The organism is Kitasatospora sp. NPDC056181 (assembly GCF_042266225.1).
In the GTDB taxonomy this organism is placed as follows: domain Bacteria; phylum Actinomycetota; class Actinomycetes; order Streptomycetales; family Streptomycetaceae; genus Kitasatospora.
The window spans coordinates 1,341-25,445 of record NZ_JBHJUK010000129.1 but is presented as its reverse complement, the minus strand read 5'-3'; the positions used below and the strand labels follow the sequence as shown (position 1 = coordinate 25,445).

Sequence of the window (24,105 nt, the reverse complement as noted above, 5' to 3'; positions counted from 1 at the left end):
CATCGTCGAGGCCCTGCCCGCCGACCGGCTCGCCACCGCCCCCCGGCACCCCTACCCGGGGGCCCTGGGCGGGTCGGTGCCGGAGGTCACGGCGGTGGGCGACCGGCGGCTGACCCGCGGGGGGGGGGCGCGGCCCGCCGCACGTCGAGGGCCGTTGCTCCACCGGATGGCGGGGCAACGGCCCTCGACGTGTTCGGCGCAGGCCCCGCCTACGGGCCGGCCACCCTCAGGACGGCCGCTGCTGCCGGGCGGCCCCGGTCGTCGAAGCAGGTCCGGCAGCCGTCGCGGGTCCGCCGGCCGAAGCGGGCCCGGCAGCCGAAGCAGGTCCAGCGACCGTCGCGGGTTCGCCGGCCGTCGCGGCCGGGGGCCGGACCGCCTCGGCGGCCGTCCCCTCGGCCGGAGGGTCCCCCTCCCGCATGGCCGCCGTCTCGGCCTTGAGGATGCGCATCGACTTCCCCAGGCCGCGCGCCATGTCGGGCAGCTTCTTGGAACCGAAGAGCAGCACCAGGACGGCCACCATCACCAGGACGTGCCAGGGCTCCAGACCATTGCGCAGCACCTCTGCCTCACCGGCCTCTCGTCGTCGTTGCCGACCCTGCGCGCTCGGCGGCGCAGATCGTGTCGGGTTCTCGCCACTTCACCGTACGGCTTGACTGATTTTTCAGTCAATGCGATGGTTCAGGTCCGGCGCTTCCGGTGGGCCGGGTGTCCTCTCCGCCCGCCGTCGTCCCTGCGCGGACCGCTCCCCCTCGGAGCCCGTCCCCTCCGCCGAAGCCGATCCACCCCCCAGCACCACCGGAGAACACCGTGTCCCAGACCCCTCTCGCACGCCGCACGGTGCTGCGCTCCCTCGCCGGCGCCGGTGTGATCGCGCTCGGCGCGACCGCCTGCGCCGCCGGCGCCGAGGCCGACGACCCCGCCGATCCGGCGACCGCGCCCTCCGGCGCCCCCGGGCAGCCGTCCGCCGCTCCGACGGAGTCGCCGGCCGCCCCCGCGCGGGGGCGCAGGCTCGGCGCCGAGTGGGAGAAGCACGAGCGGACCTTCATGGCCTGGCCCGCCTCCGAGAACGTCTGGGGCGGCCAGCTCGGGGCCGTCCGCAAGGACATCGCCGAGGTGGCCCGGGCTATCGGCCAGCGCGAACCGGTCGTCCTGCTCGTCCGGCCCGGCCAGGAGGCCACGGCCCGCAACGCCTGCGGATCGGACGTCGAACTGCTCTCCGTCCCGGTCGACGACCTGTGGGCCCGCGACACCGTGCCGGTGTTCGTGGAGGAGGGCGGCAAGGTCAAGGGCGTCGACTTCAACTTCAGCGGCTGGGGCGGCAAGCAGGAGCACGCCAACGACGCCCGCATCGCCCGGGCGGTGCTCGACAAGTACGGCATCGAGCGCGTCGAGACCCCGCTCACCGCGGAGGGCGGCTCCTTCGAGACCGACGGCCAGGGCACCCTCATGGTCACCGAGAGCTCCGTCGTCAACGACAACCGCAACCCCGGCAGGACCCGCGACCAGGTCGAGGAGGAGCTGAAGCGGGCCCTCGGCGTCAGCAGGGTGATCTGGCTCGCCGGCGTGCGGGGCAAGGACATCACGGACGCCCACGTCGACTGCCTGGCCCGCTTCGCCGCCCCCGGCGTGGTCTTCCTCGACCGGGCCTTCCCCGGCACTCCGGCGGACGTCTGGTCCCGCTCGGCCGACCAGGCCCGCTCCGTCCTCGCCGAGGCCGTCGACGCCACCGGCAGGAAGCTGAAGGTGGTCGAGATCGACCAGCCGGACCCGGACAAGATCACCGGTCGCGGCGACTCCTTCGTCTCCTCCTACATGAACTTCTACATCGGCAACAAGGGCGTCTACCTGCCCCTGTTCGGCGATCCCCGGGCCGACGACCACGCCCAGGACGTCTTCCGCGACCACTTCCCGGGCCGCGAGATCGTCCCCCTCGGCATCGACACCATCGCGTCCGGCGGCGGCGGCATCCACTGCGCCACCCACGACCAGCCGGCCGGCTGACCCCGCCCGCGCACCACCCCCGGCCGAGCCCTTCAGCAGAGCCCCCGGCACGCACCCGGACCCGCGTACCGGTCCGGACCCGAGGAGCCCTGAGGCCATGGGCCCGTACGACCCCGCCCCCACCGGCACCGACCGGGGGGAACCGTGCGACTGACCCCCACCGAACGCGACCGCCCTCCCCTCCGAGGGCGGGCCGGCGGCCGGCCGCCGCTCGGGCCCCGGCAGGGCACCGCTAGCGTTCGCGGTCGGGCCAGACCGCGATGTGGTCGCGTTCCAGGACCAGCCGCACGCGGTGCGCCAGGCCCAGCGACTCGGTGAACTCGCGCGGCAGTTGGAGCCGGCCGACCCGGTCCAGCACGGTGTACTCCTCGGCGACGAGCGCGCCGTCCCGGCCGGCGGCGGCCGTGTGGCGCAGCACCTCGGTGGAGGTGCGCCCGTCGCGGATCCGTACCGTGCGGCGGACCTGGTCGGCCACCAGCGCGTCGTGGGTGACGATCAGCACGGTGGTGCCCAGCTCCCGGTTGGCGGTGCGCAGGGTGCCGAAGACCTCCTCCGAGGTGGCGGTGTCCAGTTCGCCGGTGGGCTCGTCGGCGAGCAGCAGCCGCGGTCGGTTGGCCAGCGCGACGGCGATGGCCACCCTCTGCTGCTCACCGCCGGAGAGCGTGGCGGGGGTGCGGTCGGCGGCCCGGGCGATGCCCATCAGGTCGAGCAGTTCCATCGCCCGGGCGGCGCGGCGGCGGCGCGGGACGCCGGCGTACCCCATCGGCAGCTGGACGTTCTCGCGCGCCGTCAGGTAGGGCAGCAGGTTGCGCGCGGTCTGCTGCTGGACCACCCCGACGGTCCGGCGCCGGTAGGCCGTCCGCTCGCGCCGCTTGAGCGCGCCCAGGTCGACACCGGCCACCACCGCGGTGCCGGCGCTGGGGGTGTCCAGGCCGGCCAGGATGCCGAGCAGGGTGGACTTGCCGGAGCCGGAGGCGCCGACCAGGGCCAGCAGCTCGCCCTCCCGGACGGTCAGGTCGAGCCCCTGGAGGGCCTGCACCTCGACCCCGCCGCGGCCGGTCGCGCCGGTGCGGTAGATCCGCACGAGGCTCTCGCAGGCCACCATGGGCCGGTCGGTCCCGGCCTCGGGGCTTTCGGTCGGACGGACGGTCACACTGCCTCCCCCAGTCGTAGCACGGCTCCCAGTCCGCGTCGGCGGCTGATCGCCGCCTCCAGCGCGGCGGCCGTCAGCACCAGCACGGCCAACGCGACGCCGAGCACCGTGGTGGTCGTCCAGTCGATGTGTGTGGCGGGCTCGAACGGCCCGCCGGTGAGCGCCCCGAGCCGCAGGCCGGGGCCGAGCGCCCCGGGCAGCAGCAGGCCCAGTGCGGTGCCGCCGACCGCCGCGGCCACCAGCAGCGGCAGCACTTGGAGCAGTTGCAGGCCGAGCACCGCGCGGCGGCCGAGCCCCAGGGTGCGCAGGTAGGAGGTGGTGCGGGCGCGTTCGGCTGCACTGAGCAGCAGTTCCAGGGCGACCGCGCCGAGTCCGAGCAGCAGCCCGAGCCCGGTGGTGACCCGGAAGGCGAGCTCGACCGAACGGATCAGCCCGTCCGAGCGCAGCGCGTTGAACTCCTCGTCCCGGTCGCGGAGTTCGACCCTGGGCCCGGTCGCACCGGTGGGGGCGAGCTGCACGGCGGCGGCGGTCCGCACCGCGGCCGGGTCCAGGCGCGGTCCGCCGGCGGCCGGGTAGAGCAGGACCGCGGACGGATGGCCGTTCTGCACGGGCAGGCGCTTCGCGGACGGGCCGGTGAACAGCAGCAGCGCGCGGGGCCGCGGCCCGTCGCCGAGCACCGGCCCGAGCACCGGGTCGCGCAGCGCCTCGTCGGGCAGGGCGCCGACCAGCTGGACCAGGGAGCGGCTCATGCCCAGCGCGGCCACCTCGAAGAGGCCGTCCGGGAAGCGGGCTGCCAGGCCGGGGTCGGCCAGCGCGGTGAGCACGGGCGGGGCGCCGTTCTCACCGGCCTGCCCGACGGGTGCGTTCACCTCGTCGGCGGCCAGCAGGGCGCGGGCCACCGGGGAGGACGGATCGGCGGCGCCCAGTGCGGCGGCGTCCAGTCCGACGAGTTGGGCGCCCTGGACGGTGGTGCCGTCGTCCTGCGACGTGAGTTCGCCGGCCGCGCCGGTGACGGTCACCTGGTGGCCCACGGTGCGGGCCTGCGAGAGGTCGCCGGGCAGCCGGTCGCGTGGCCCGACCAGGGCGGCCGGTGCCCCGCCGGTGCGCCAGTCGGCGGTCTGCGCGCGGCTGTCGGCGAGAGCGCGCGAGACCATGCCGCCGAAGACCCCGTAGCCCGTTGCCAGCACCAGCACCAGCAGGGCGAGGGCGGCCGCGCCACTGTGCGTGCCGGCCCGGGCGAGCGCCACCAGCGGGACCGGGCCCCGCAGGCGGCGGGCCCAGCCGGCGGCCGGGAGCAGTACGAGGGGCAGCAGGCGGATCAGGGCGAGTACCACGACGAGCGCCAGAAGGACCGGCGTCAGGGCGAGTTGGAGGTCGACGCCGGAGCCGGCGAAGGCACCGCGGGCGCGCAGCGCGAGAAGCCCGCCGACGGCCGGCAGCAGCACCACGGCCTCCAGGACGAGGCGGCGCGAGCGCGGCACGGGCCGGGTCCGCCCGGCGGAGGCGAGCAGGACCGCGGCCGGCGCGCACCAGACCAGCAGGGCGGCGACCAGGACCGGGATCGGGGACCCCAGGGCGGCGCCCGGCGGCGCGAGCGCGCGGCCGATCGCCCAGCCCACGGCGACGCCGGCGCCGACCGCCACCGCGGCCTCCGCCAGCAGCCGGCCCGCGATCCCGGACAGTCCTGCGCCACGGGAGAGTTGGAGCGCGAAGGCTCCGGCGCGGCGACGGGCTCCGAGCCGCGCGGCGGCCACGGCGGTGGCCACCACCACCGCGAGCACTCCGGCGAGCGCGAAGCCCTGGAGCTGCCCGGTGCGCAGCTGTTGGGCGGTGAAGGCGTCCAGCTCCGCGGTGAGGCGGTCGGCGAGGCCGACCGAGGGCACCAGCTGGCCGGCCACCAGGCAGGCCTCGTCGGACTCGGCCCCGCACAGCCGGGTCGTGGCGGCGGCGCGCAGTCCGGCGATGGCGGAGCGCAGTTCGGCGATCGCGGACGGGGTGGCGGCGGGCCCGGAGCGGTCGGTGGCCACCGGCAGGTCCCAGGCGAGCTGGAGCGGCACGGTGCCGCGGCTCGCGGTCTGCTCGATCCCGCCGGCGCTGGTCAGCAGTTGGCCGTTCAGCTCCTGGCCGGTGACCTCCATCGCGGTCATCGGCTCGACCAGCAGCGGGAACTGCTGCCAGAGCCGGCCGGCACCCTGGTCGGTGCGGAAGACGCCGACCAGCAGCACCGGGGTGGCCCAGCCCGAACCCCACAGGTCGAACTGCTGATTGACCGTCAGACCGAGTCTCTCCCGGGTCGCTTCGGAGACCGCGACCTCGATCGGGGCCGGCTCCGCGGGCGGCGTGCCCCGGTCGGCCGCCGGCTGCCGCGGTGCACGGCCCTGCACGTACTGGACCGGCCCGCCCGGACCGTCGGGCTGGGCGTAGGCCAGGCTGACCCGTGGCGCCCGGCCGTAGGGGGTGGGCAGTCCGGGCCCCACCGCCGTCGCATCGGCGGTGGTGACGCGGCCCTGCGGCCTGCCGAGCACGGAGGCCAGCCGCGGGGCGGCTGCGGCGCGCAGCCCGTTGCCGACCCGGTCCAGCTCCTGGTCGAGCCTGCCGCCGGGCAGCCGCGGCATGTTCGGCAGCGGAGTGGTGCTGGTGCCGGCGGCGATCAGCGGGCCGGACAGCTGGGCGCGGGCCACCCGGTCCGCGAGCGCGCCGGCCGCCAGCCGGTCGGCCCGCGGGGGCCAGCTCAGCGGGATCGCCGTGAGCAGCACGGCGAGCAGCGCGAGCACGACCGCGACCGGCCAGGCGACCTGCGCCTCGCGCCGGATCAGACGCAGTGTCAGCATGTGGGGCTCCCCCCGTCGGAACGTCGGTCCTCGCGCCGGCCGCGGCGCCCGGCCGAACGCGGCCGCCCCGACGCCGGGCTCATCGGCCGTTCCCCGCGGGCCTGGCTCATCCGTCCTCCCCCGCGCGCAGGGCCCGGACCAGGTCGACCCGGGCCAGCAGCCGGGTGAGGACCAGCACCGCCGGGGCCAGCAGCAGACCGACGGCCAGCACCGTGAGCACCGCGGCGGGCCGGCCCGGGGCGGCGGTCAGAGCCGGGAAGACCGGGTTCGAGCCGTCGTCCAGCACGACGAGCGGCAGCAGCAGGGCCGCCAGCAACAGGCCCAGCAGGCCGCCCAACAGCACCGGTACCGCGGTCACCACCACCTGTTCGGCGCGCAGCAGGGCGCTCAGCTCGCCGCGCTTCACGCCCAGCGCGCGCAGGACCGCGAACTCCCGTCGGCGGGCCCGGACGGCGCCCACCGTGTGCAGGGTCAGGGCGGTCACCGCGATGAGCGGCGCGGTGACCACGACCAGCAGCCAGGCGCAGCGCAGGCCGGCCCGGAACGGGTCGTTCGCCAGGCCGTCGGCGGCCTGCGGGACGCTCTGCACCCGGCCGAACCCGGCGTGGCCGTCGGCGGCGGCCCGGGTGGCCGCCGGGTCGTCGCTGGTCAGCCACCAGTGGACGTCGGCGGGCGGCGCCAGACCGGTGAGCGCCCGGTTGGCGGCGAGCGCGCGCAGGTCCAGCAGCAGGTGGCCGTGGCGCCGGTCGTAGCCGGGCAGGACGTCGGTCTCCCCGGTGATCCGGACCTTCTGGGCGTTCTGCGCGCCGTGCTCCCAGTTGAGTTGGATCGTGTCGCCGACCTTGGCGTTCACGGCGTCGAGCAACGCGCGGTCGGCGAGCGCGGGCAGGGTGGGGGGCGTGGGCGACCCGGTACCGGTCCCGGGCAGCGCCACGAAGGCCGCGTCCAGGCCGGCGGGGTCCGGGGTGCCCGACGGCTCCGGGGAGCGCAGCACGGTGTGCAGCAGGTCGGGACCGCCGCTCTCCCAGCTGCAGGCCGCGGCCTGCCCGCCGTCGCCGTCGCCGCCGGGCTGCGGGGCGGCCCCGGCCTCCGGGGCCCGTCCGCTGCCGGGGCAGCCGAGCGTGGCCGGGTCGGCGGGGCCCGTGCCGGAGCGGAACCAGGCCTGCCCCGGCGGGAGCGCGAGGTCGGTCCGCTGTCCGCCGGCGACGGCGCCGATCCGCGGCAGGCGCAGGTCGAGGGTGGTGCGCCGGGTCAGGTCGCCGGGGAAGTGGACGCCGAGCCGGCTGAGCGTCAGCGGGTAGGCGCGCCGCCCGTTCTCGGCCAGGTCCACGGTCAGGGTGTGCGGGCGGCCGTCGGCCGGCAGCCGGACCTCCAGCCGGTCGGTCAGCCCGTCGGAGTCCCGGATCCAGAGCAGCAGGAGCAGGCCGCTCTCCGGGAGCGGCTGGTCGGCGGCGGCCTGGACGGTCACCTCCAGCGCGGTCGGCTCGCCCGGCACCGGGAGACCCTGCGCGGGGACGGTGGTGAGCGGCGCCAGCAGCGCCGGGGCCCGGCGGCCGTCCTGGTCCGGGCCCAGTGCGGGCAGTCTGCCGGAGGCCGCGGCGGCCGAGGTGTCGACGGCGACCGTCTGCACCACCCCGCTTCCCACGAAGGCCGACTGTTCGGCCACCGGGGTGAGCCCGGTGACGCCGGGCAGTGCCGCGAGCGTGGTGTGCCGCTGCGCGGGCGCGCCGGAGACCCCGGACAGCCGCAGGTCGGAGCCGACCGCGAAGGCGGCCCGGTCGCGGTCGCCGGCCGGCAGCGCGGCCAGCACCCCGGCGGCCAGGCTGCCGCACCCCACTGCCAGCAGCGTGACCAGGACCGGGACCGCCTGGCGGCCGGCGTCGCGGCTCAGCCGCCAGGCGCCCAGGGCGAGGACCAACCCGCGGGCCCGGCCGGCCGTCCGCTCCAGCAGTCGTCCGACCGGCGGCAGTACCCGTAGCAGCAGCGCCGCGCCCGCCACGGCCATGGCCGCCGGGGCGAGCACCAGCACCGGGTCGACCCGGGAGTCGAATCCGCCGCCCGCGACCACCACGCCCCGGTAGTGTCGAAGTTGGAGGAAGCCGAGGACCGCCAGGGCGAGCAGCGCCAGGTCCGCGCCCGCCCGCTGCAGTCCCGGCCGCCGCGGCCGGCGCCGTCGCAGCGCCCCCTGGGCGCCCGCGCTCCAGGCCCGCCGGGCGAGCGGCAGCAGCAGGGCGGCGTTCTGCACCACGAGGACGAACCCCGCGGTCCACCAGGCGGTCCGGCCGTCGTCCGCGGCCAGGCCGTGCACCCCGGCGCCGCGCAGGACGGCGGCGAGCAGCGGCTCGGCCAGCAGCAGCCCGCAGGCCGCCGCCGGCAGCGCGGCCGCCGCCCACTCGGCGGTCGCCACCGCGAGCAGCCGTAGCGAGCCGGCTCCCCGGGAGCGCTGCAGGGCCTGCTCGCCGGCGACCGCGTCGGCGAGCCCGCGTGCCGTCAGCACCAGGACCGTTGCGGCGAGTACGGCCAGCAGGGACAGCGGGACGGCGATCTCGGCCTTGACCGTGAGGGCCGGCACGACCTGGCCGTCGACCGCCGCGGGCAGTCCGCTGCGCACCGTGGTCTCGGCCAGCGCCGGGGCGGCGCCGCGGTACACCGAGCGGGTGCCGTCGCCGGCGGCGAGGGCGGCCACCCGGTCGCGCAGCGCCACGACTCCGGACAGGCTCAGCCGGTCGGTGTCGGGCAGGGCCAGCCAGACGGCCAGCGTGTGGCCGCTGAAGGCCGCCAGCCCGGTCAGCTGGGTGCCGTCGACGAGCATCGGGGCGCGGCCCGCGCCGTCGGCACCGCCGAGGCCGGCCCAGACCGCTGCGGCGGCCGGGTCGGGCCGGTAGACGCCGGTCACGGTGAGCTTGAGCGGGGCGCCGCTGACCAGGTCGCGAACGGTCGTGGTGCCGCCGCTGTCCAGGCCGAGCCGGTCGGCGGCGGCCTCGGGGAGGGCGACGCGCAGCCCGCCGTCGGCGGCGGGCGCGGCGGCGGGCGCGTCCGGCCAGCTGCCGCTGCGCAGCCGGGCGTAGCGGCCGGGGTCCGGCAGCGCCACCGGGAGTCCGGAGAGGACGGTGTCGGTGACCCGCTGACGTCCGGCGGGCGGCAGCGGCAGGTCGACGGCGTCCGAGGCGCGCAGTGCGGTCTCGGTGCGGAACGGGGTGCCCGCCATCGCCCGGACCAGCGCCACGCGCACCGCCCGGTCGGCCGCGGGCAGGCCCTGCGCCGTCCAGCGCGCGGACACCTCGACCGAGCGGCCCGCGTCGGCGGCGAGCCGCTGGCGCACCCCCGCGGTGGTGGCCGACTGGGCCAGCCCGGCCACCGCGGACAGCACGGCCGTCGCCACCACGATGCTCAGGGCCACGGCCGCCGGCACCAGACCGTGCCGTCCGACCCGGCGCCCCACCCGCGCCAGTACCATCCCATGCTCCCCTCGGCACCCACCGCGCCGGCGGCGCGCGCACCACAGGGCCACGTGCGGCGCAGAGTTGAGGTTCTATCACGAAGGACCGCATGTGGTCTGTACCAATCCGAACAGTGGACCCGCCCGGCCCGCTCCTGCGGCCGGACGGACCGCCGGGGCGGTCCGCCGCTGCCCGTCCGGGCGGGATCCCTGCCCGGAAGCGCAACGAGGGCCCGGCCGCCCGCGACGGGCCGCCCCGGGCCCCACGGCCCCCTGCCCGGACGCCACCCGCCGCCGTCTAGGCTCGGGGGAACACCGACCAGGGAGAGGGCGAACACACGTGGGCAGCTGGGAGCGCGCGCTGGACGCGGCCGGGATCGACGACCCGGGACTGCGCGACGACTACAGCCGCCAGCGCCGACAGGTCACGCAGTACAAGCGGGAGGCGGTACTGGCCGCCGGACTCCTCCTGCCGGCCCGGCTCGTGCCGCACGTGATCGCGGCCACCGCCTTCATGCACCGCACCGACAGCCTGCTCGACAGCGGCCCGCTCGACGAGCGGAGGGCGGCGTACGCGCGCTGGGAGCGGGAGACCGCCGACGGCCTCGCGACCGGTGGGACCGCCAACCCCGAGCTGCGCCCGCTGCTGAACACCGTCGCCGCGCACCCCGCCCTGCGCGACCGTGCGTCGGAGCACCTCGCCGGAGCCACCGCCGACCTCGACTTCGCCGGATTCGCCACCGAGGCCGACTACCAGCACTACGTGGACGGCTACTCGCTGCCCGCGTTCATGGTCGTCGCCACCCTGCTCGGCCCCGAGGGCGACCAGACGGCCTACCGGGCCGCCTGTCGCACCTTCATCGACGCCAGCCAGCGGCTCGACTTCGTCAGCGACCTCGCCGAGGACCTGGCCGACGGCCGCCTGACCATCCCCGCACAGGACCTGGACCGGTACGGGGTCACCCGTGCCGACCTGGAGCAGGCCCGCAACCTCCCGGCCGTCCGGGCGATGGTCACCGACCGGCTCGACCAGGTCGACCGCACCCTCGCCGAGGGCCGGGCCGTGATCGACCTCGTCCCGGCCGCCCACCGGCCCATGGTCCGCTGCATGATCGGCCTGGACGAGCTGACCAGCGCGGCCGCCCGGGCCGACATCCCCGCCCTGCTGCGCCGCTCGGCCGGCCCGGCCAAGCCCGCCGCCCTTCGCCTGCTCGGCCGCGAGTACCTCCGGGCGCGCCGCCTTCGCTGAGCGCCACCCGGGGCCGGACCGCGCCCCGGGTGGCCCCCGCGGCGCGGACCGCCCGGGCCGGACGACCTGGTCCGGTCCGGGAGCGGCCCGCGCGGCGCAGGGCGGTGACGGGGTCCGCTGCCTGGAACAACGGGGTCCGCTACCTGAACAGGCGGTCCCCGCCGGTGGCCATGCGGTGGGTCGCGCCGTGACGGTTCACCCAGTCACGGACGAGGTTGACGGCGTTGGCGCACTGCCAGCTGTCGTCGTACTCGCGCACGCCGGTGAAGGCGCCGTAGCCCGCGATGATGCCGTCCACGCGCGCGTCGCCCAGCAACTTGTCGACGTACCACGGGTCGTTGTAGGTGGTCGTCCAGGACAGCGTGGCCGCGAGCTGTCCCGCAGAGCGGTCCGCGGCGCCCTTCTTCAGTTCCGCGCACGTGTTGTAGGTGGGCTCGGTGCAGTTGCCGAACCCCTTGGTGATGTCGCTGTCGCCGTAGTCCATCGCCCGCCGGCCGGCCGGGAACCCGGAACCGGACCGGTCGAAGGCGTTCCGGACCTGGTCGCGGGTCCCGGTCGTGGTGATGCCCTCCAGGCCGCCGAGCCTGCCCTCCAGGCTCTGCCAGCCCCGGCCGCCCACGTCCGGGGTGTTGCCGCCGTGGTACTCGTAGAACCCGTAGAGCACCTGGATCCCGGCGGCCGTCAGCCGCTGCGCCTTGTCGCGCAGTCCGGCGACGCTGCACCCGCGGTTCTGCTGCTCCCCGCAGTAGTTCGGGTCCTTGATGTCCAGCCAGACCAGCGCCAGCCGGCGCCCCGCGTTGGCGTTGGAGACGATGCGGTCGATCATGCTGTCGAAGCCGGGACCCAGCCGGGAGTCACCGGCCGAGGAACAGTCGTGGTAGGCGCGCCATTCGTTCGGGTTCCACCAGGCGCAGACGTCGATCTCGATGCCGTTGGCGCCGTGCTTGAGGGCGGCGTCGACGCCGTCCAGGGTGTCGACCCGGTGCGCGATGGCGTAGACCGCGTGACGCTGGTCGGCCGCCGCCGCCGGGGTCGTACCGAGCGCGGGGGCTCCGATGATCCCGCACAGCGCCGCCACCAGCGCCGGCAGGATCCGCCGGCCGGCCCCGTGCCTGAGGTGAGTGATCAAGAAACGCACTCCTTCTGTCAACTGTCTGACGTGGACACCTCACTAACCTCGCCAACTGTACGTTGACAAACGGCACATGGACACGGGATCCGGGCAGGAGCGGTCCCCGGTTCCCCGCAAGGCGCGGGCACCCACCCCGTTACCTTCTTGGTGGCCCTGAAACGGGGCTCCTGGCCTCCGGGTCCGGCATGACTGTTGCCCCCTGTCGATCGCATGACCTGGGGGGTGGTGTCACCGGGCCCGGAGCACCGTCTGACCGCTGATGAGAGGCCTGACCGGCACCCGGCCGAGCGCAATGCCCGGCCACCTTCGGGTGTCGGGTCTGCGTAACGTGGATGCGCGCGAACGGTGCCGATGGGCGAGGCCAGGACGGCGAACGACCCTCGGGGGGTTCGGTGCTCGACACCAGTGACATCGCGGTCTTCCTCGGCCTGGACGTCGGCAAGGGCGACCACCACGGCCACGGCCTGACCGCCAGCGGCAAGACCGTCTTCGACAAGCGGCTGCCCAACAGCGAACCCAAACTGCGGGCCGTCTTCGACAAGCTCATCGCCAAGTTCGGCCGGGTCCTGGTCATCGTCGACCAGCCCGCCTCGATCGGTGCCCTGCCCCTGACCGTGGCCCGCGACGCCGGCTGCGAGGTCGCCTACCTGCCGGGACTGGCGATGCGGCGGATCGCCGACCTCTACCCCGGCGAGGCCAAGACCGACGCCCGCGACGCCCACGTGATCGCCGACGCCGCCCGCACCATGCCCCACACCCTGCGCGCCCTCGAACTCGCCGACGAGACCGCCGCCCAGCTCACCGTCCTGACCGGCTTCGACCAGGACCTCGCCGCCGAGGCCACCCGCACCAGCAACCGCCTGCGCGGCCTGCTCACCCAGTTCCACCCCTCGCTGGAGCGCGTCCTCGGCCCCCGCCTGGACCACCCTGCCGTCACCTACCTGCTGGAACGCCACGGCTCGCCCGCCGCCCTGCGCAAGGCCGGCCGCCGAAGACTCGTGACCCTGATACGCCCCAAGGCTCCGCGCATGGCCGAGCGCCTGGTCGACGAGATCTTCGACGCGCTCGACGAGCAGACCGTCGTCGTCCCGGGCACCGCCACCCTGGACGTGGTCGTGCCATCGCTGGCCCGCTCGCTCGCCGCCGTCCACGAACAACGACGCACCGTCGAGGCCCAGATCGGCGAACTGTTGGAGGCCCACCCTCTTTCGAAGGTCCTGACCTCGATGCCCGGAGTCGGGATCAGGACCGCCGCCGCCCTGCTGGTCACCGTCGGCGATGGCAGCAGCTTCCCCACCGCCGCCCACCTGGCCTCCTACGCCGGCCTTGCCCCCGCCACCAGGTCCTCCGGGTCCTCCATCCACGGCGAACACGCCCCGAGAACCGGCAACCGACTCCTGAAACGGGCCATGTTCCTCTCCGCGTTCGCCGCCCTGCACGACCCTGCCTCCCGGGCCTACTACGACCGGCAGCGAGCCCGCGGCAAGACCCACACCCAAGCGCTCCTCCGCCTCGCCCGCCAACGCATCAGCGTCCTGTTCGCCATGCTCCGCGACGGAACCTTCTACGAGACCCGCACCACTGAAACCGTGCCCGCATGACCCCTTCAGCCTTGACGAAGGACATAGAGGCACCCCCCCGCCACCGGCGCAGCCCCCTCCGCCGGCCGGGCGCGCGCTGCTACTCCAGCAGCTTTCCGCCCGTGGAATAGCTTGTGGACGCCGCCTGGCACCACCCAGCGACCAGGCCGGAGAGCGACCGGAGGAGCACATTGCCCAGGGAGGCGCCGTACCTTGCCGTGAGCGACGCACTGCGCACACGCGTCCTGGCGGGAGAGTGGGAAGTCGGGAGCCGCCTGCCGTCGCGGACGAGGCTCGCCGAGGAGTACGGGGTCGGACGGAACGTCACCCAGCGGGCCGTGGAACGCCTGATCGTCGAGGGCCTGTTGGAAGGACGCGCGGGTTCGGGCACCTACGTCCGGATCCCGTGCGAGCGCCTTCCGACGGTCCGCTCCCGGCACCGCGACCACCGCGCCGGCTTCGCTCCCCCCGCCCGGACGGAGGACCGGGGCAGGGCCGACGCCTGGGACGCGCACAGCCTGGTGCGCGTCCCGGCCACCGGAGCCATCGCCGAGCGGCTCGGCATCCGCCCGGGGGATCCCTGCGTCACCACGCACTACGAGTTCCTCGCCGACGGCCGCCCCGTCCAACTCTCCCGCTCCTGGGAGCCGATGGCCATCACGGGCGGCACGCCGGTCGTGCTCCCCGAGACGGGACCGTACGCGGGGAAGGGCGTCGTCGAGCGGATGCGCTCCATCGGCGTGGTGGTCGGCACCGTGGTCGAGCGGCCCCGCCCGGCCCGCGCCACCCGGGAACAGGCGCACCTGCTCGGGATCAGCCCCGGGGACCTGGTCCTCCGGATCGAGCGGACCATCTACGACACCGGCGGTCGCCCCGTGGAGACCGCCGACATCGTCATTCCGGACGGACGGCGGCAGGTGGTCTACGAGTTCGGCGTCGACCACCCGGTGCCGCCGGATCCCGCGGCACGCCGGACCACCACCGGGAGCCGGTGACCCCGTGCCCTCGTCTCCGCGCCCCGGACTCGTGCGCGACCCCGACTTCGGGCGCCTGCTCGCCGCGACCGCCGCCGGTCAACTGGGCGACCGCATCATGTTCCTGGCACTGCCGCTGGTCGCCGTCGCGGCCCTCGACGCCGACGAGCTCCACGTCGGGCTGCTGACCGCCATGGTCACCACGGGCTCGCTCCTGGCCGGACTGCCGGCCGGCGCATGGGTCGACCGCGTGCCGAAGCGGACGGTCATGATCAGCACCGACCTCGTACGGGCGCTGGCGCTCGCGACGATACCGATCGCGTGGTGGGCCGGCCTCCTCACCGTGGGCTGGCTCCTCGCGGTGGCCCTGGTCCACGGGGCGCTGACCGCCGTCTTCGACGCCGCGCACGTCAGCTACGTCCCGCACCTGGTGGGACGCGGGGATCTCGTCGAGGGGAACGCGAAGATCTCGGCGGTGCGCTCCGTGACCAGCATCGGCGGCCCGGCGCTGGCCGGCCCTCTGGTCGGCTGGGCGGGACCCCCTTCCGCGCTCCTGGCGAGCTCGTTGGGGATGGCGGTGTCCGGAGTCCTCGCGACCGGAATCCGGAAGCGTGAACAGCGCCCGGAGCCCGCCGGACGGCCCCCGCTGCTCCGCGACGTCAAGGAGGGCCTGACGTTCGTCCTCGTGAACCCCGTGGTCCGCGCCACCGTGCTGGGGGACGCGTTCTTCCTCGTCTTCCTGGCCGTGTACCAGGCCATGCTGCTGGTCCTGCTGCCCAGGGAGCTCGGCCTCGACTCCGCCGGCATCGGCCTCGTGCTGTCGGGGATGGGCTGCGGCGCCCTGGTGGGTGCGCTCTGCGCGAGGCGCCTGTCCGCGCGGTTCGGACCCGGTCCCGTCTGCTGGCTCGCGCCCCTCCTCACCTGCCCGCCGACGGTCCTGATGCCGTTGGCCCACCCCGGCTGGACCGTCCCCGTGGCGGCGGTCGGGCTCGCGGCCCTCTCCCTGGGCGGCGTCGTCCGCGTCGTCGCCCAGTCGAGTGTCCAACAGGCGCTCACCCCGGCCGGAATGCTCGGCCGGATGAGCGCGACCACCCGGTTCCTGTCCGGCTGCGGCCTGCCGGTGGGCGCGGTCCTGGGCGGAGCCGCGGGCGCCGCGCTGGGGGCGAGGACCACCCTGTGGATCGGCGCGGTCGGCATGACGCTGAGCTTCGTCCCCGGCTTCGCCTCACCGCTTCGCCGCATGCGCGGGGCACCGGAGGCGGAGGATCCCGGCCCCGCGTGCCCCGGCCCGCCCGACACGCCGTCCCCCGCCACCGGCCCGCCCGCTCGTCGGCTCGTCGGCGCGTGGCGGACCAGCCGGTGGCGGACCGACCGGCGGTGACAGATCAGCCGGCGGTGACGGATCAGCCGGCGGCCTGGCTGCGCGGCAGGACGGCGCGGACGACGGCACCCACGGGGGTGTTGGTGGCGGTGAAGGTGCCGCCCAGCGGTCCCGGTTACCCGGGACGCGCACCGGACGGCTGCGCCGCGCGGCCGGGCACGACGGAACGGCCCCGGCCCGGCGGCCGGAGCCGGACAGAGGCCCTGCGGGTGGTCCGCCCGGCGGGACGGTACCGGCGCCCTTCCTCAGCCGGGCAGGGCGAACAGCCGGACCAGATCGTGGAAGCCGTAGCGGCCCGGGGCCGGGGAGTCCAGCATCCCCGACCCCGTGAGCCGTTCGAGGATCAGGCCTGCGGCGGGCTCCGGGACGCCCAGTGCGGCGGCCGCCTCCGGTGCCGAGCAGACCGGGAGGGCGGCGAGCCGCCGGAGGGCGTCGACGAGGTCCTCCGGCAACAGCTCGTGGTTGCGGCGGAGCTCGGTCTCGACGGCGAGTCCCCCGACGCGCAGTTCGCCGAGCCGGCGGTGCTCGTCCCGCAACCGGCCGGCGACGGCCGCAACGCTCCAGGCGGGCCGGGCCGCGAGCTTGGTGGCCGCGACGCGCAGGGCGAGCGGGAGCCGCCCGCAGGCCGCCACGATCTCGTCGGCCGCCGCCGGCTCGGCGGCGATGCGGGAGCGACCGGCCACCGCGGACAGGAACTCCAACGACTCCTCCGGCGCCAGCCGGCCCAGGTGCACGGCGGACGACGCGCCGAGCCCGCCCAGTCGCGCGCGAGCCGTGACGAGCACCGCGCAGGACGGGTCGCCCGGCAGGAGCCGGCGCACCTGCCGTTCGTCCCGGGCGCCGTCGAGCACGACCAGGACCCGCCGTCCGGCGAGGAGGGTGCGGTAACGCTCCGCACGCTCCGCCTCGCGCCCGGGTATCTCCCCGGCGGGCACGCCGAGCGCGCGCAGGAAGCCCGCCAGCACCTCGGCGGGCTCGGCGGGCTCGCGCCCGGAGCCGTGCAGTTCCGCGTAGAGCTGGCCGTCGGCGAAGGCCGCACGGACGGTCCCGGCGGCCCGGACGGCGAGGGCGGTCTTGCCGACTCCCACCGCCCCCGAGACCACCACGACCGCCGGGCCCGGCCGGCCGGGGTCGACGAGGGCGCTCGCGACCAGCCCGACCTCGGCCGTACGCCCGGTGAAGTCGCCCACACCGGCAGGAAGTTGGGCAGGCACAAGCGGTGCGGCAGAAGACGCGGCTGCGGCTGCGACTGCGACTGCGACAGGAGTCGCGGACGCGGCTGCGGGCACGGTCGTGCCCGCCGGGGCGGGCGCGGGCGTCGTGGCGGGCACCGGCGGCGCAAGCCCGGGATCGGCGCACAGGATCTGCCGCTGCAGCCGTCGAAGGCCGGGGCCCGGCTCGGCGCCGACCTCGTCCGCCAGCACCCTCCGGGTGTCGGCGAACACCTCCAGCGCCTCCGCCTGCCGCCCGGCGCGGTACAGGGCGGTCATCAGCAACCCCCGCAGGCCCTCGCGCAGCGGATGCTCCGCCACCAGCACGGTCAGCTCCTCGACCAGGCGCGCGTGCCCGCCGAGGTCGAGTTCGAGGGCCAGACAGTTCTCGAGAACGGTCAGCCGCCGGCCGGCGAGCCGCTCGCGCTGCCGCCCGGCGTACGGGCCCGGCAGTCCGGAGAGCGCGGTGCCCGTCCACAGCGCCAGTGCCTCGCGGTGGCGGAGCGCCGCGGCCGACGCCTCCCCGGCGGCCCGGTGCCGCTCCCCCGCGTCCACCAGCCGGTCGAACTCCGCGGCGTCCAGAGCACCGTCCGCGAGGTCCAGGGCGTACCCGCCGCCCCGGGACACCAGGATCGCCGCCGCGTCGCCCCCTGCGGCGACGATCGCCGCCCGCAGCTTCGAGATGTGGTTGCGCACCACCGCGCCGACGGAGGCAGGCGCGCTCTCCCCCCAGACCAGGCGCGCCAGCTCGTCGGCCGTCACCACCTGCCCGGTGCGCAGCGCCAGCACCGCCAGTACCGCCTGACGCTGCCCCGAACCCGCGGCAACGTCCCGGCCGCCGTACCGGACCCGCGTCGGCCCGAGCACGGAGATCCGCAGCCCCTCCATGTCCCCCGCCTCCCCCGGCATCGGCGGAATTCTCCCACGTCCGTCGGGCGCGCCGCCCCGCGCCGGGGCGGTCCGCACCTCGCGGAGCAGGTAGGTTGGCCCGTCTCGCCCGGCTGTCGTGCCGCGGGGCGGGAACAGCAAGAGCGGACGGACGGAAGACGCATGACCAGCATTCGAATAACCCTGCTCGGCCCCGTACGGGCGTGGCGTGGCGACGCCGAGCTCCCGCTCGGCCCGGCCCAGCGGCGGGCGGTGCTGGCGATGCTCGCCGGCGCCGAGGGCCGTGCCGTCACCACCGAGGAGCTGATCGACGGACTGTGGGGCGAGGCGCTGCCGAACCACGCCGTCGCCGCGATCCGCAACCACGTCTCCCAGCTGCGCTCCGTGCTGGAGGACGACCGCACCGCACCGCGGGTGCTGGTCTCGGCCGGCGGTGGCTACGCCCTGCGGCTCGCGCCCGGCGCGACGGATCTGACGGTCTTCCAGCAACTGACGCAGGACGCCACCCGGCTCCGCGCCGCGGGCGACCCCGCCGCGGCGGCCGAGCGGCTGCAGCGGGCGCTGGACCTCCAGACGGGTGCGCCGCTGGCCGACATCCCCGGCGGCCATGCCGAACGACAGCGGGAACGGCTCGCCCAGCACCGCCTGACCGTCCTGCACGAACGCCTCGAACTCGACCTGGAGCTCGGCCGCCACAGCGAGGTGGTGGACGAACTCGGCGGCCTCGCAGCACGGTTCCCGCTGCACGAGGGGATCGCGGCGCTGCTGATGACGGCGCTGTACCGCACCGGCCGACGCTCCGAGGCCCTGGCGGCGTTCGGCCGCGTCCGACGCGCCCTGGATGCCGAGCTGGGGGTCGAGCCGACCCTTCCGCTGCGCGACCTGCACGAGCGGATCCTGCGACGCGACCCCGCGACGGCCGCGCCGGGCGCGACGGCCACGCCGGGCGCCGCCGGGCAGCGGGAGAGCCGTCCGGTCGCCGAACAGCTTCCCGCCGACGCCTCGGAGTTCACGGGCCGTCGCGAGCTGGTCCGCTCCCTGGTGCACCTGGTGGAGACCCCCTCGGCGTTCGCCCCGACGATCGTCGCGGTGGCCGGCATGGGAGGCGTCGGGAAGACCGCTCTCGCGGTCCACGTCGCCCGGCGGGTCCGCCACCGCTTCCCCGACGGACAGCTCTACGTCAACCTGCGCGGCGCCCGCCCCGACCCGATGGACCCCGGCGCGGTACTGGTCCACTTCCTTCGGTCGCTGGGCGTGCCCGAGAGCGCCGTCCCCGAGCAGCCCGAGGAGCGGTCGGCGCTGTACCGGTCGCTGCTCGCCCAGCGCCGCGTCCTGGTCGTGCTGGACGACGCCCGCGACCTCGCCCAGCTGCGTCCGCTCCTGCCGGGATCCGAGCACTGCGCCGTCCTCGTCACGAGCCGTTCGGGCCTGCTCGGACTGGCCCCCACCCGGCACGTGGACCTGGACGTCCTGGAACCGGACGAGTCGCTCGAACTGCTCTCCCGGATCGCCGGCCGCCGACGGGTCCAGGCGGAGCCCGCCGCCGCCCGTGAGCTGCTCGCGGCCTGCTGCCACCTCCCGCTGGCCATCCGGATCGTCGCCGCCCGCAGCGCCCTGCGCCCCGAGTGGTCGCTCGCCGCCATCGGGACCCGGCTGGCCGACCGGCGCCGGCGGCTGGCGGAACTGAGCGTGCACGACCTCGCCGTCGAGGCCTGCTTCCAGCTCAGCTACGACCAGCTGACGCCGGACGCCGCGCAGGCCTTCCGGTTGCTGGCCGTCCCGCAGACCGCCGACCTGTCCCTGCCGGCCGCCGCCGCGGCCCTGGAACTGACCGAACACGCCACCCTGGACGTCCTGGAGGACCTCGTCCACGCCGGTCTGCTGGAGTCCCCGGCCCCCGACCGGTACCGCTACCACGACCTGCTGCGCCTGTTCGCGCAGGCCCGGGCCGAACAGCTCGACCCGGAGGCCGTGCGCGCCGGTCTCGTCCTCCGGATGATCGAGCAGGCCGTGGCAACGGCGACCCACGCCTTCCGCGCCGTGCGTCCGGGCCACGCCGTGCCGGACGTCCTCGAGACCGTGACGGCGCCGGTCCTGACGCGGCCCGACCGCGCGGCCGGCCGCCACTGGCTGAACCAGGAGGGCGGGAACCTCCTCTCCCTCTCCGAGCAGGCGCTCGACATCTCCGGCGCCCACCGCGTCGTCGCCGACCTGATGCTCGCCCTCGACCCGCACCTGGAGAGCGGGTTCCGGTGGCGCGCGATCCTCGACGTCTGCCGCCGCACGATGCGCCAGGCCGCCGACTGCGGCGACGCCCGGGCCGAAGGCCGGGCCGGCTACATGCTCGGCGGCGGGCTGATGCAACTGGGCCTGCTGGACGAGGCCGAGCCGGTCTCCGCCCGGGCGGCCGAGCAGGCCCGGGCCTGCCGGGACCTGCCCGTGCTGGCCGAAGTCCTCAACGTCTGCGCCATGATCGCCCACCTGCGGCGGCGCACCGACGAGTCGTTGGTCCTGCACGGGGAAACGGTCCGGCTGGCCGCCGAGTGCGGCAGCACCTGGACCGAGGCCAACGCCCTGGCCACCAGCGTCGTCTGGCACCTGGCGTGCGGCGACACCGCGGCGGCCGATACCGCGGCCCGGCGGAGCCTGGCCCTGTTCCGGGCCGTCGACGATCCGTTCGGCGAGGTCTACGCGCTGCACTCGAACGGGCGCGCGGCCCGGATCCTCGGCGACACCGAGCGCGCGATCTCGCTGCACGAGCAGGGCCGGGCACTGGCCGACGCCCACGGCTTCCTGCTGTTCGAGCCGATGGCCCTGGTGCATCTCGCCAACTGCCACCTGGACGCGGGCCGGCCGGCCGAGGCGGCGGAGCGGGCCGAGCAGGCCGTGACGGCCAGCCGGCGGATGTACCGGCAGGACACCGAGACCATGGCGCTCGACCTGCTCGCCCGCACCCGCGGCGAGGTCTAGGGCAGACACGCCCTACGGGCCGGGCTCGTCCGACGGTGCGAGTGCGTCGGCCAGCCCGGGGCGGCCGTCGATGCCGAGCTTGCCGTAGACGTGGGTCAGGTGGACCTCCACCGTGCGCAGGCCGACGAACAGGTGCTGGGCGATCTCCCGGTTGGTCATGCCCTTGGCCGCCAGGCCGGCCACCCGGTGCTCGGTCGGGGTGAGCGCCGCCGGCCCGTGGAAGGACCGGGTGCGGGGGCGGTCACCGGCCGCGCGGAGTTCGTCCAGCGCGCGATCGGCCACCAGCGCGGCGCCGCAGCGGTGGGCCGCGGTGACCGCCTCCTTGAGGCACGCACGGGCCTCCGCCACCCGCCCGGCGCGGCGCAGCTGGGCACCGAGGTCGCCCAGGGCCTGGGCGTGCCGGGCCCGGCCCGGTGTGCCGGCCAGCGTCCGGACGGCTTCGCGCAGCAGGTCCAGCCCTTCCGGGCCGCCGGTGGCGAGGGCGAGCGCGCGCCGGGCGGCGCCGACGGCCTCGGGGACGCCCCACCGCCGGGCGAGTTCCAGTTCCTCCGCCGCCAGGGCCCGGGCCTGCTCGGGCTCGCCGAGTGCCGCGTGGACGAGGGCGGCCTCGGAGCGCCAGGGGTAGATCCAGGGGCAGCGCATGCCCCGGGCCTCGGTCCGCCGGCCGCACTCGCGGAAGTCGGCGAGCGCCTCCTCCGGGCGGCCCTGGGCCGCCCGCAGTCGGCCCCGGACCAGGTGGACGTAGTCGTTGATCCAGTGGCCGTTCAGGCCGGCGGTCAGGCCGGCGTGTTCCAGGACGGCCTGCGCCTCGTCGAGCCGGCCCTGCAGGACGAGTGCGTCGGCCAGGGTGGCCGCCGCGAGGACGCTGTGGCTGTGACGCGGGCCGACGCCGATCTCCCGGAGCGCCACCAGGGCGGCCTCCGCCTCGCTCTGGCAGTCCGGCACGCGGCCGAGCTGGCCGTAGACGGCCGCCCGGATGATGCGGCTGTGCGCGAGCGTGAAGGCGGAGCCGCGGGTCCTGGCCTGCTCCACCGCCGCGTCGGCGTGGTCGAGGGCCAGTTCCGTCTCCCCGGTGGCGCCGAGGAGGAGCACGGCGCCGGAGTAGACGAAGGACTCGTCGTCCGCCGGGTTCATCCCGTGCGTGAGCGCCTGCCGCACCAGGGTCACGGCTTCGGCCGGCGATTCGCCGCGCATGATCGCGCGCAGGCCCAGCAGTGCCGCCAGCGGGCGCTCGGCCGAGGTGCCGGCCGCATCCTGGATCCGCAGGTCCATCAGACGGGGCAGCACGCCGGGTGCCGCCCCGAGCTCGTGCAGACCGGCGTAGACGTGGTCGACCTCCAGCCGCAGCGCGAGGGCCGCGTCGGTCGCGCGCAGCGAGGCGGCGGTGCGTTCGAGCACGGCCAGTCCGTCCGGGTAGCGGTCCACGGCGAACAGTGCGCCGGCCAGGCGGCGCGCCGCGGCGGCCCGCTCGACCGGATCGCGGGACAGGTCCAGCCCCAGCCAGAGGTTGCGGACCGCCTCCGGGACGTCGAGGGCGAGGCCCGCCTCCCCCAGCCGGATCACCAGGGTCGCCCGCACCTCGTCCTCCAGCGGCTCGCGCAGCGCCCGGCGCAGCAGCGCGGCCGCGCGGTCGGCGGCGCCCGTGCGGATCGCCTCCGCGGCGGCGCGCTCCAGCACCTCGGGCACCCAGGGCAGGCCCAGCGACGCGTGGACGGCGTGGACGGCGGTCTGCTCGGCGGGCGCGCCCTGGGCGAGCATCAGCTCGGCGGCGCGCACGTGCACGTCCTGCCGGATGCTGGGCATGACGTCGGCGGCGAGCGCGATCGCGATCATCGGGCAGGCGAAGGCGGCGGCGTGCCCGGTCCGGCGCATCAGGCCGGTCCGCTCCAGTGCGTGCACGGCGTCCAGGACGGCCGGCTCCGGCAGGCCGGTGGCGGCGGAGACCACGTCGAGGGCCGGGGTGCCGCCGAGCACCGCGACCGCCTGGGCGACGTCCCGGGTGTGCGGTCCTGCCGTCGTGACGAGCGGGTGGAGGGCGCGGCCCGCGTCGGCCGGGACGAACCGGGTGATCCGGGCCGCGGTTTCCGGGTCGGGTCCGTTCCCGGAGGCCTTGATCGTGCGCAGCAGGGTGTGCAGCAGGAACGGGTTCCCGCCCGTCGTGGTCCGTACGACCTCGCGGAAGTGGTCGTCGCCGGGCCCGCCGAGGACCTCCGCGGTGGCAGCGGCGACGGAGTCCGCGTCGAGGGCGGTCAGTGCGACCCGGTGCCGGAAGAGCGGGGCCAGCCGGCCGAGGACGTCCGGGTCGGCCGGTGCCGGTGCGGGGCCGACGGTGGCGATGACGACCACCGGCAGTTCACCGGCCCGGCGGAGCAGGTGCTGGAGCCAGCGCAGGGAGGCCCGGTCGGCCCACTGGAGGTCGTCGATGCCGATGACGAGGCGGCCGCGGGCAGCGAGGTGCGCGGTCAGCCGGTACAGCCCGGTCAGCGTCGCGGCGGCCGGGTCGTCGGCGGGCGTGGACGGGGCCGCGGGCCGGTCGGGCCAGAGGAGTCCGGCGGCGTGCGCCGCCGGACCGGCGAGCGGGGCGCCGGTGCCGCCGATGATGCCGAGTGCCGGTTCGAAGAGCTGGCGGGCGACGCCGAGTTCCGCCCCCTGCTCGGACGGGTCCGCCCAGGCCGACAGGACGGTGTCGCCGTCGCGACGGGCCCACCCGAGTGCCTCGCGGAGCAGCGCCGTCCGGCCGGTGCCGAACTCGCCCTGGATCAGGACGGCCGTCCCGTCCGCCGCGCCCTGACGCAACAGCCCGTCCAGTGCTTCGAGTTCACGCTCCCGGCCGATCAGCAGGGGGTCGTCGGACCGGCGGCGCGGCCTGGCGGCGGCCGGGCCGGCGGCACGGGCGCGGGAGTGGGTCGTGGCGGGGGCGGACTTCACGGCGGAGAGATCAGGCATCGGTGCTCAAGGGTGCTGGTCGGTCTTCCGAACCGGCCGGTGGCCGGCTGACCGGCCGGGCCGGGCGGGTCGTCACGACCCGCCCGCTCCGGCCGGACCTGCATCCTTTCGGGCACCTGTAATCGCCCGATAAATTGTCGGTGCACCGAGTGGTTGTGGCCGCCCGGTGCACCGCCGTCGGCGGTGGTGTGTCAGCCCTGGCTGCCCGCGGGCGGGAGCTGGGACTGGATCAGGTTCATCACCGTGCTGTCGGCCAGCGTGGTGGTGTCGCCGACCTCGCGGCCCTCGGCGATGTCGCGCAGCAGGCGGCGCATGATCTTGCCGGAGCGGGTCTTCGGCAGCTCGCCGAC

13 protein-coding genes are annotated in these 24,105 nt (G+C 76.2%); 6 read left to right on the top strand and 7 right to left on the bottom strand.

What is annotated here, in order from left to right; all coding sequences use genetic code 11:
- Positions 1-226: 226 nt before the first annotated feature.
- Positions 227-559 carry a Sec-independent protein translocase subunit TatA gene (gene tatA, locus ACFC1F_RS34010; RefSeq protein WP_376164194.1) on the bottom strand — a complete coding sequence of 111 codons (333 nt, stop codon included), beginning with the start codon at positions 557-559 and terminating at the stop codon, positions 227-229.
- 248 nt (positions 560-807) lie between these two features.
- Between tatA and ACFC1F_RS34005 the strand changes: the two genes are divergently transcribed.
- A complete protein-coding gene (locus ACFC1F_RS34005; protein ID WP_376164192.1) occupies positions 808-2,001 on the top strand; it encodes an agmatine/peptidylarginine deiminase in 1,194 nt (397 codons plus the stop codon).
- A gap of 232 nt (positions 2,002-2,233) precedes the next feature.
- On the opposite strand, the gene ACFC1F_RS34000 is transcribed toward ACFC1F_RS34005, so the two are convergent.
- The 3 genes from ACFC1F_RS34000 to ACFC1F_RS33990 form a co-directional block, all read right to left on the bottom strand.
- Complete coding sequence (locus ACFC1F_RS34000; protein ID WP_376164196.1) at positions 2,234-3,106, bottom strand: ABC transporter ATP-binding protein; 873 nt, start codon at positions 3,104-3,106, stop codon at positions 2,234-2,236.
- 44 nt (positions 3,107-3,150) lie between these two features.
- Positions 3,151-5,985, bottom strand: coding sequence for a hypothetical protein (locus ACFC1F_RS33995; RefSeq protein WP_376164190.1), 2,835 nt, complete (start codon positions 5,983-5,985; stop codon positions 3,151-3,153).
- Between the two features lie 106 nt (positions 5,986-6,091).
- Positions 6,092-9,442 carry an FtsX-like permease family protein gene (locus ACFC1F_RS33990; protein WP_376164189.1) on the bottom strand — a complete coding sequence of 1,117 codons (3,351 nt, stop codon included), beginning with the start codon at positions 9,440-9,442 and terminating at the stop codon, positions 6,092-6,094.
- Between the two features lie 322 nt (positions 9,443-9,764).
- Between ACFC1F_RS33990 and ACFC1F_RS33985 the strand changes: the two genes are divergently transcribed.
- On the top strand, positions 9,765-10,673 hold the full coding sequence (locus ACFC1F_RS33985; protein WP_376164187.1) for a phytoene/squalene synthase family protein: 909 nt from the start codon (positions 9,765-9,767) through the stop codon (positions 10,671-10,673).
- A gap of 139 nt (positions 10,674-10,812) precedes the next feature.
- On the opposite strand, the gene ACFC1F_RS33980 is transcribed toward ACFC1F_RS33985, so the two are convergent.
- Positions 10,813-11,811, bottom strand: a complete 999-nt coding sequence (locus tag ACFC1F_RS33980; protein ID WP_376164185.1) for a phospholipase — start codon at positions 11,809-11,811, stop codon at positions 10,813-10,815.
- Positions 11,812-12,197: 386 nt separating this feature from the next.
- Between ACFC1F_RS33980 and ACFC1F_RS33975 the strand changes: the two genes are divergently transcribed.
- The 3 genes from ACFC1F_RS33975 (at position 12,198) to ACFC1F_RS33965 (ending at position 15,740) form a co-directional block, all read left to right on the top strand.
- Entirely contained in the window at positions 12,198-13,406 is a 1,209-nt protein-coding gene (locus ACFC1F_RS33975) for an IS110 family transposase (RefSeq protein ID WP_376164183.1), read from the top strand.
- A gap of 170 nt (positions 13,407-13,576) precedes the next feature.
- Entirely contained in the window at positions 13,577-14,380 is an 804-nt protein-coding gene (locus ACFC1F_RS33970; RefSeq protein WP_376164181.1) for a GntR family transcriptional regulator, read from the top strand.
- A 4-nt stretch (positions 14,381-14,384) separates the two neighbouring features.
- Positions 14,385-15,740, top strand: coding sequence for an MFS transporter (locus ACFC1F_RS33965; protein ID WP_376164179.1), 1,356 nt, complete (start codon positions 14,385-14,387; stop codon positions 15,738-15,740).
- A 245-nt stretch (positions 15,741-15,985) separates the two neighbouring features.
- Here the strand turns inward: ACFC1F_RS33965 and ACFC1F_RS33960 are convergent, their stop codons facing one another.
- Entirely contained in the window at positions 15,986-17,860 is a 1,875-nt protein-coding gene (locus tag ACFC1F_RS33960; protein ID WP_376164177.1) for a BTAD domain-containing putative transcriptional regulator, read from the bottom strand.
- Between the two features lie 141 nt (positions 17,861-18,001).
- Here ACFC1F_RS33960 and ACFC1F_RS33955 point away from each other — a divergent pair, with 141 nt between their 5' ends.
- The gene (locus ACFC1F_RS33955) at positions 18,002-20,809 is read left to right on the top strand and encodes a BTAD domain-containing putative transcriptional regulator (protein ID WP_376164175.1); all 2,808 of its coding nucleotides are present in this window, start codon (positions 18,002-18,004) and stop codon (positions 20,807-20,809) included.
- A 12-nt stretch (positions 20,810-20,821) separates the two neighbouring features.
- Here the strand turns inward: ACFC1F_RS33955 and ACFC1F_RS33950 are convergent, their stop codons facing one another.
- Entirely contained in the window at positions 20,822-23,755 is a 2,934-nt protein-coding gene (locus ACFC1F_RS33950) for an AAA family ATPase (protein WP_376164173.1), read from the bottom strand.
- Positions 23,756-24,105 lie beyond the last annotated feature (350 nt).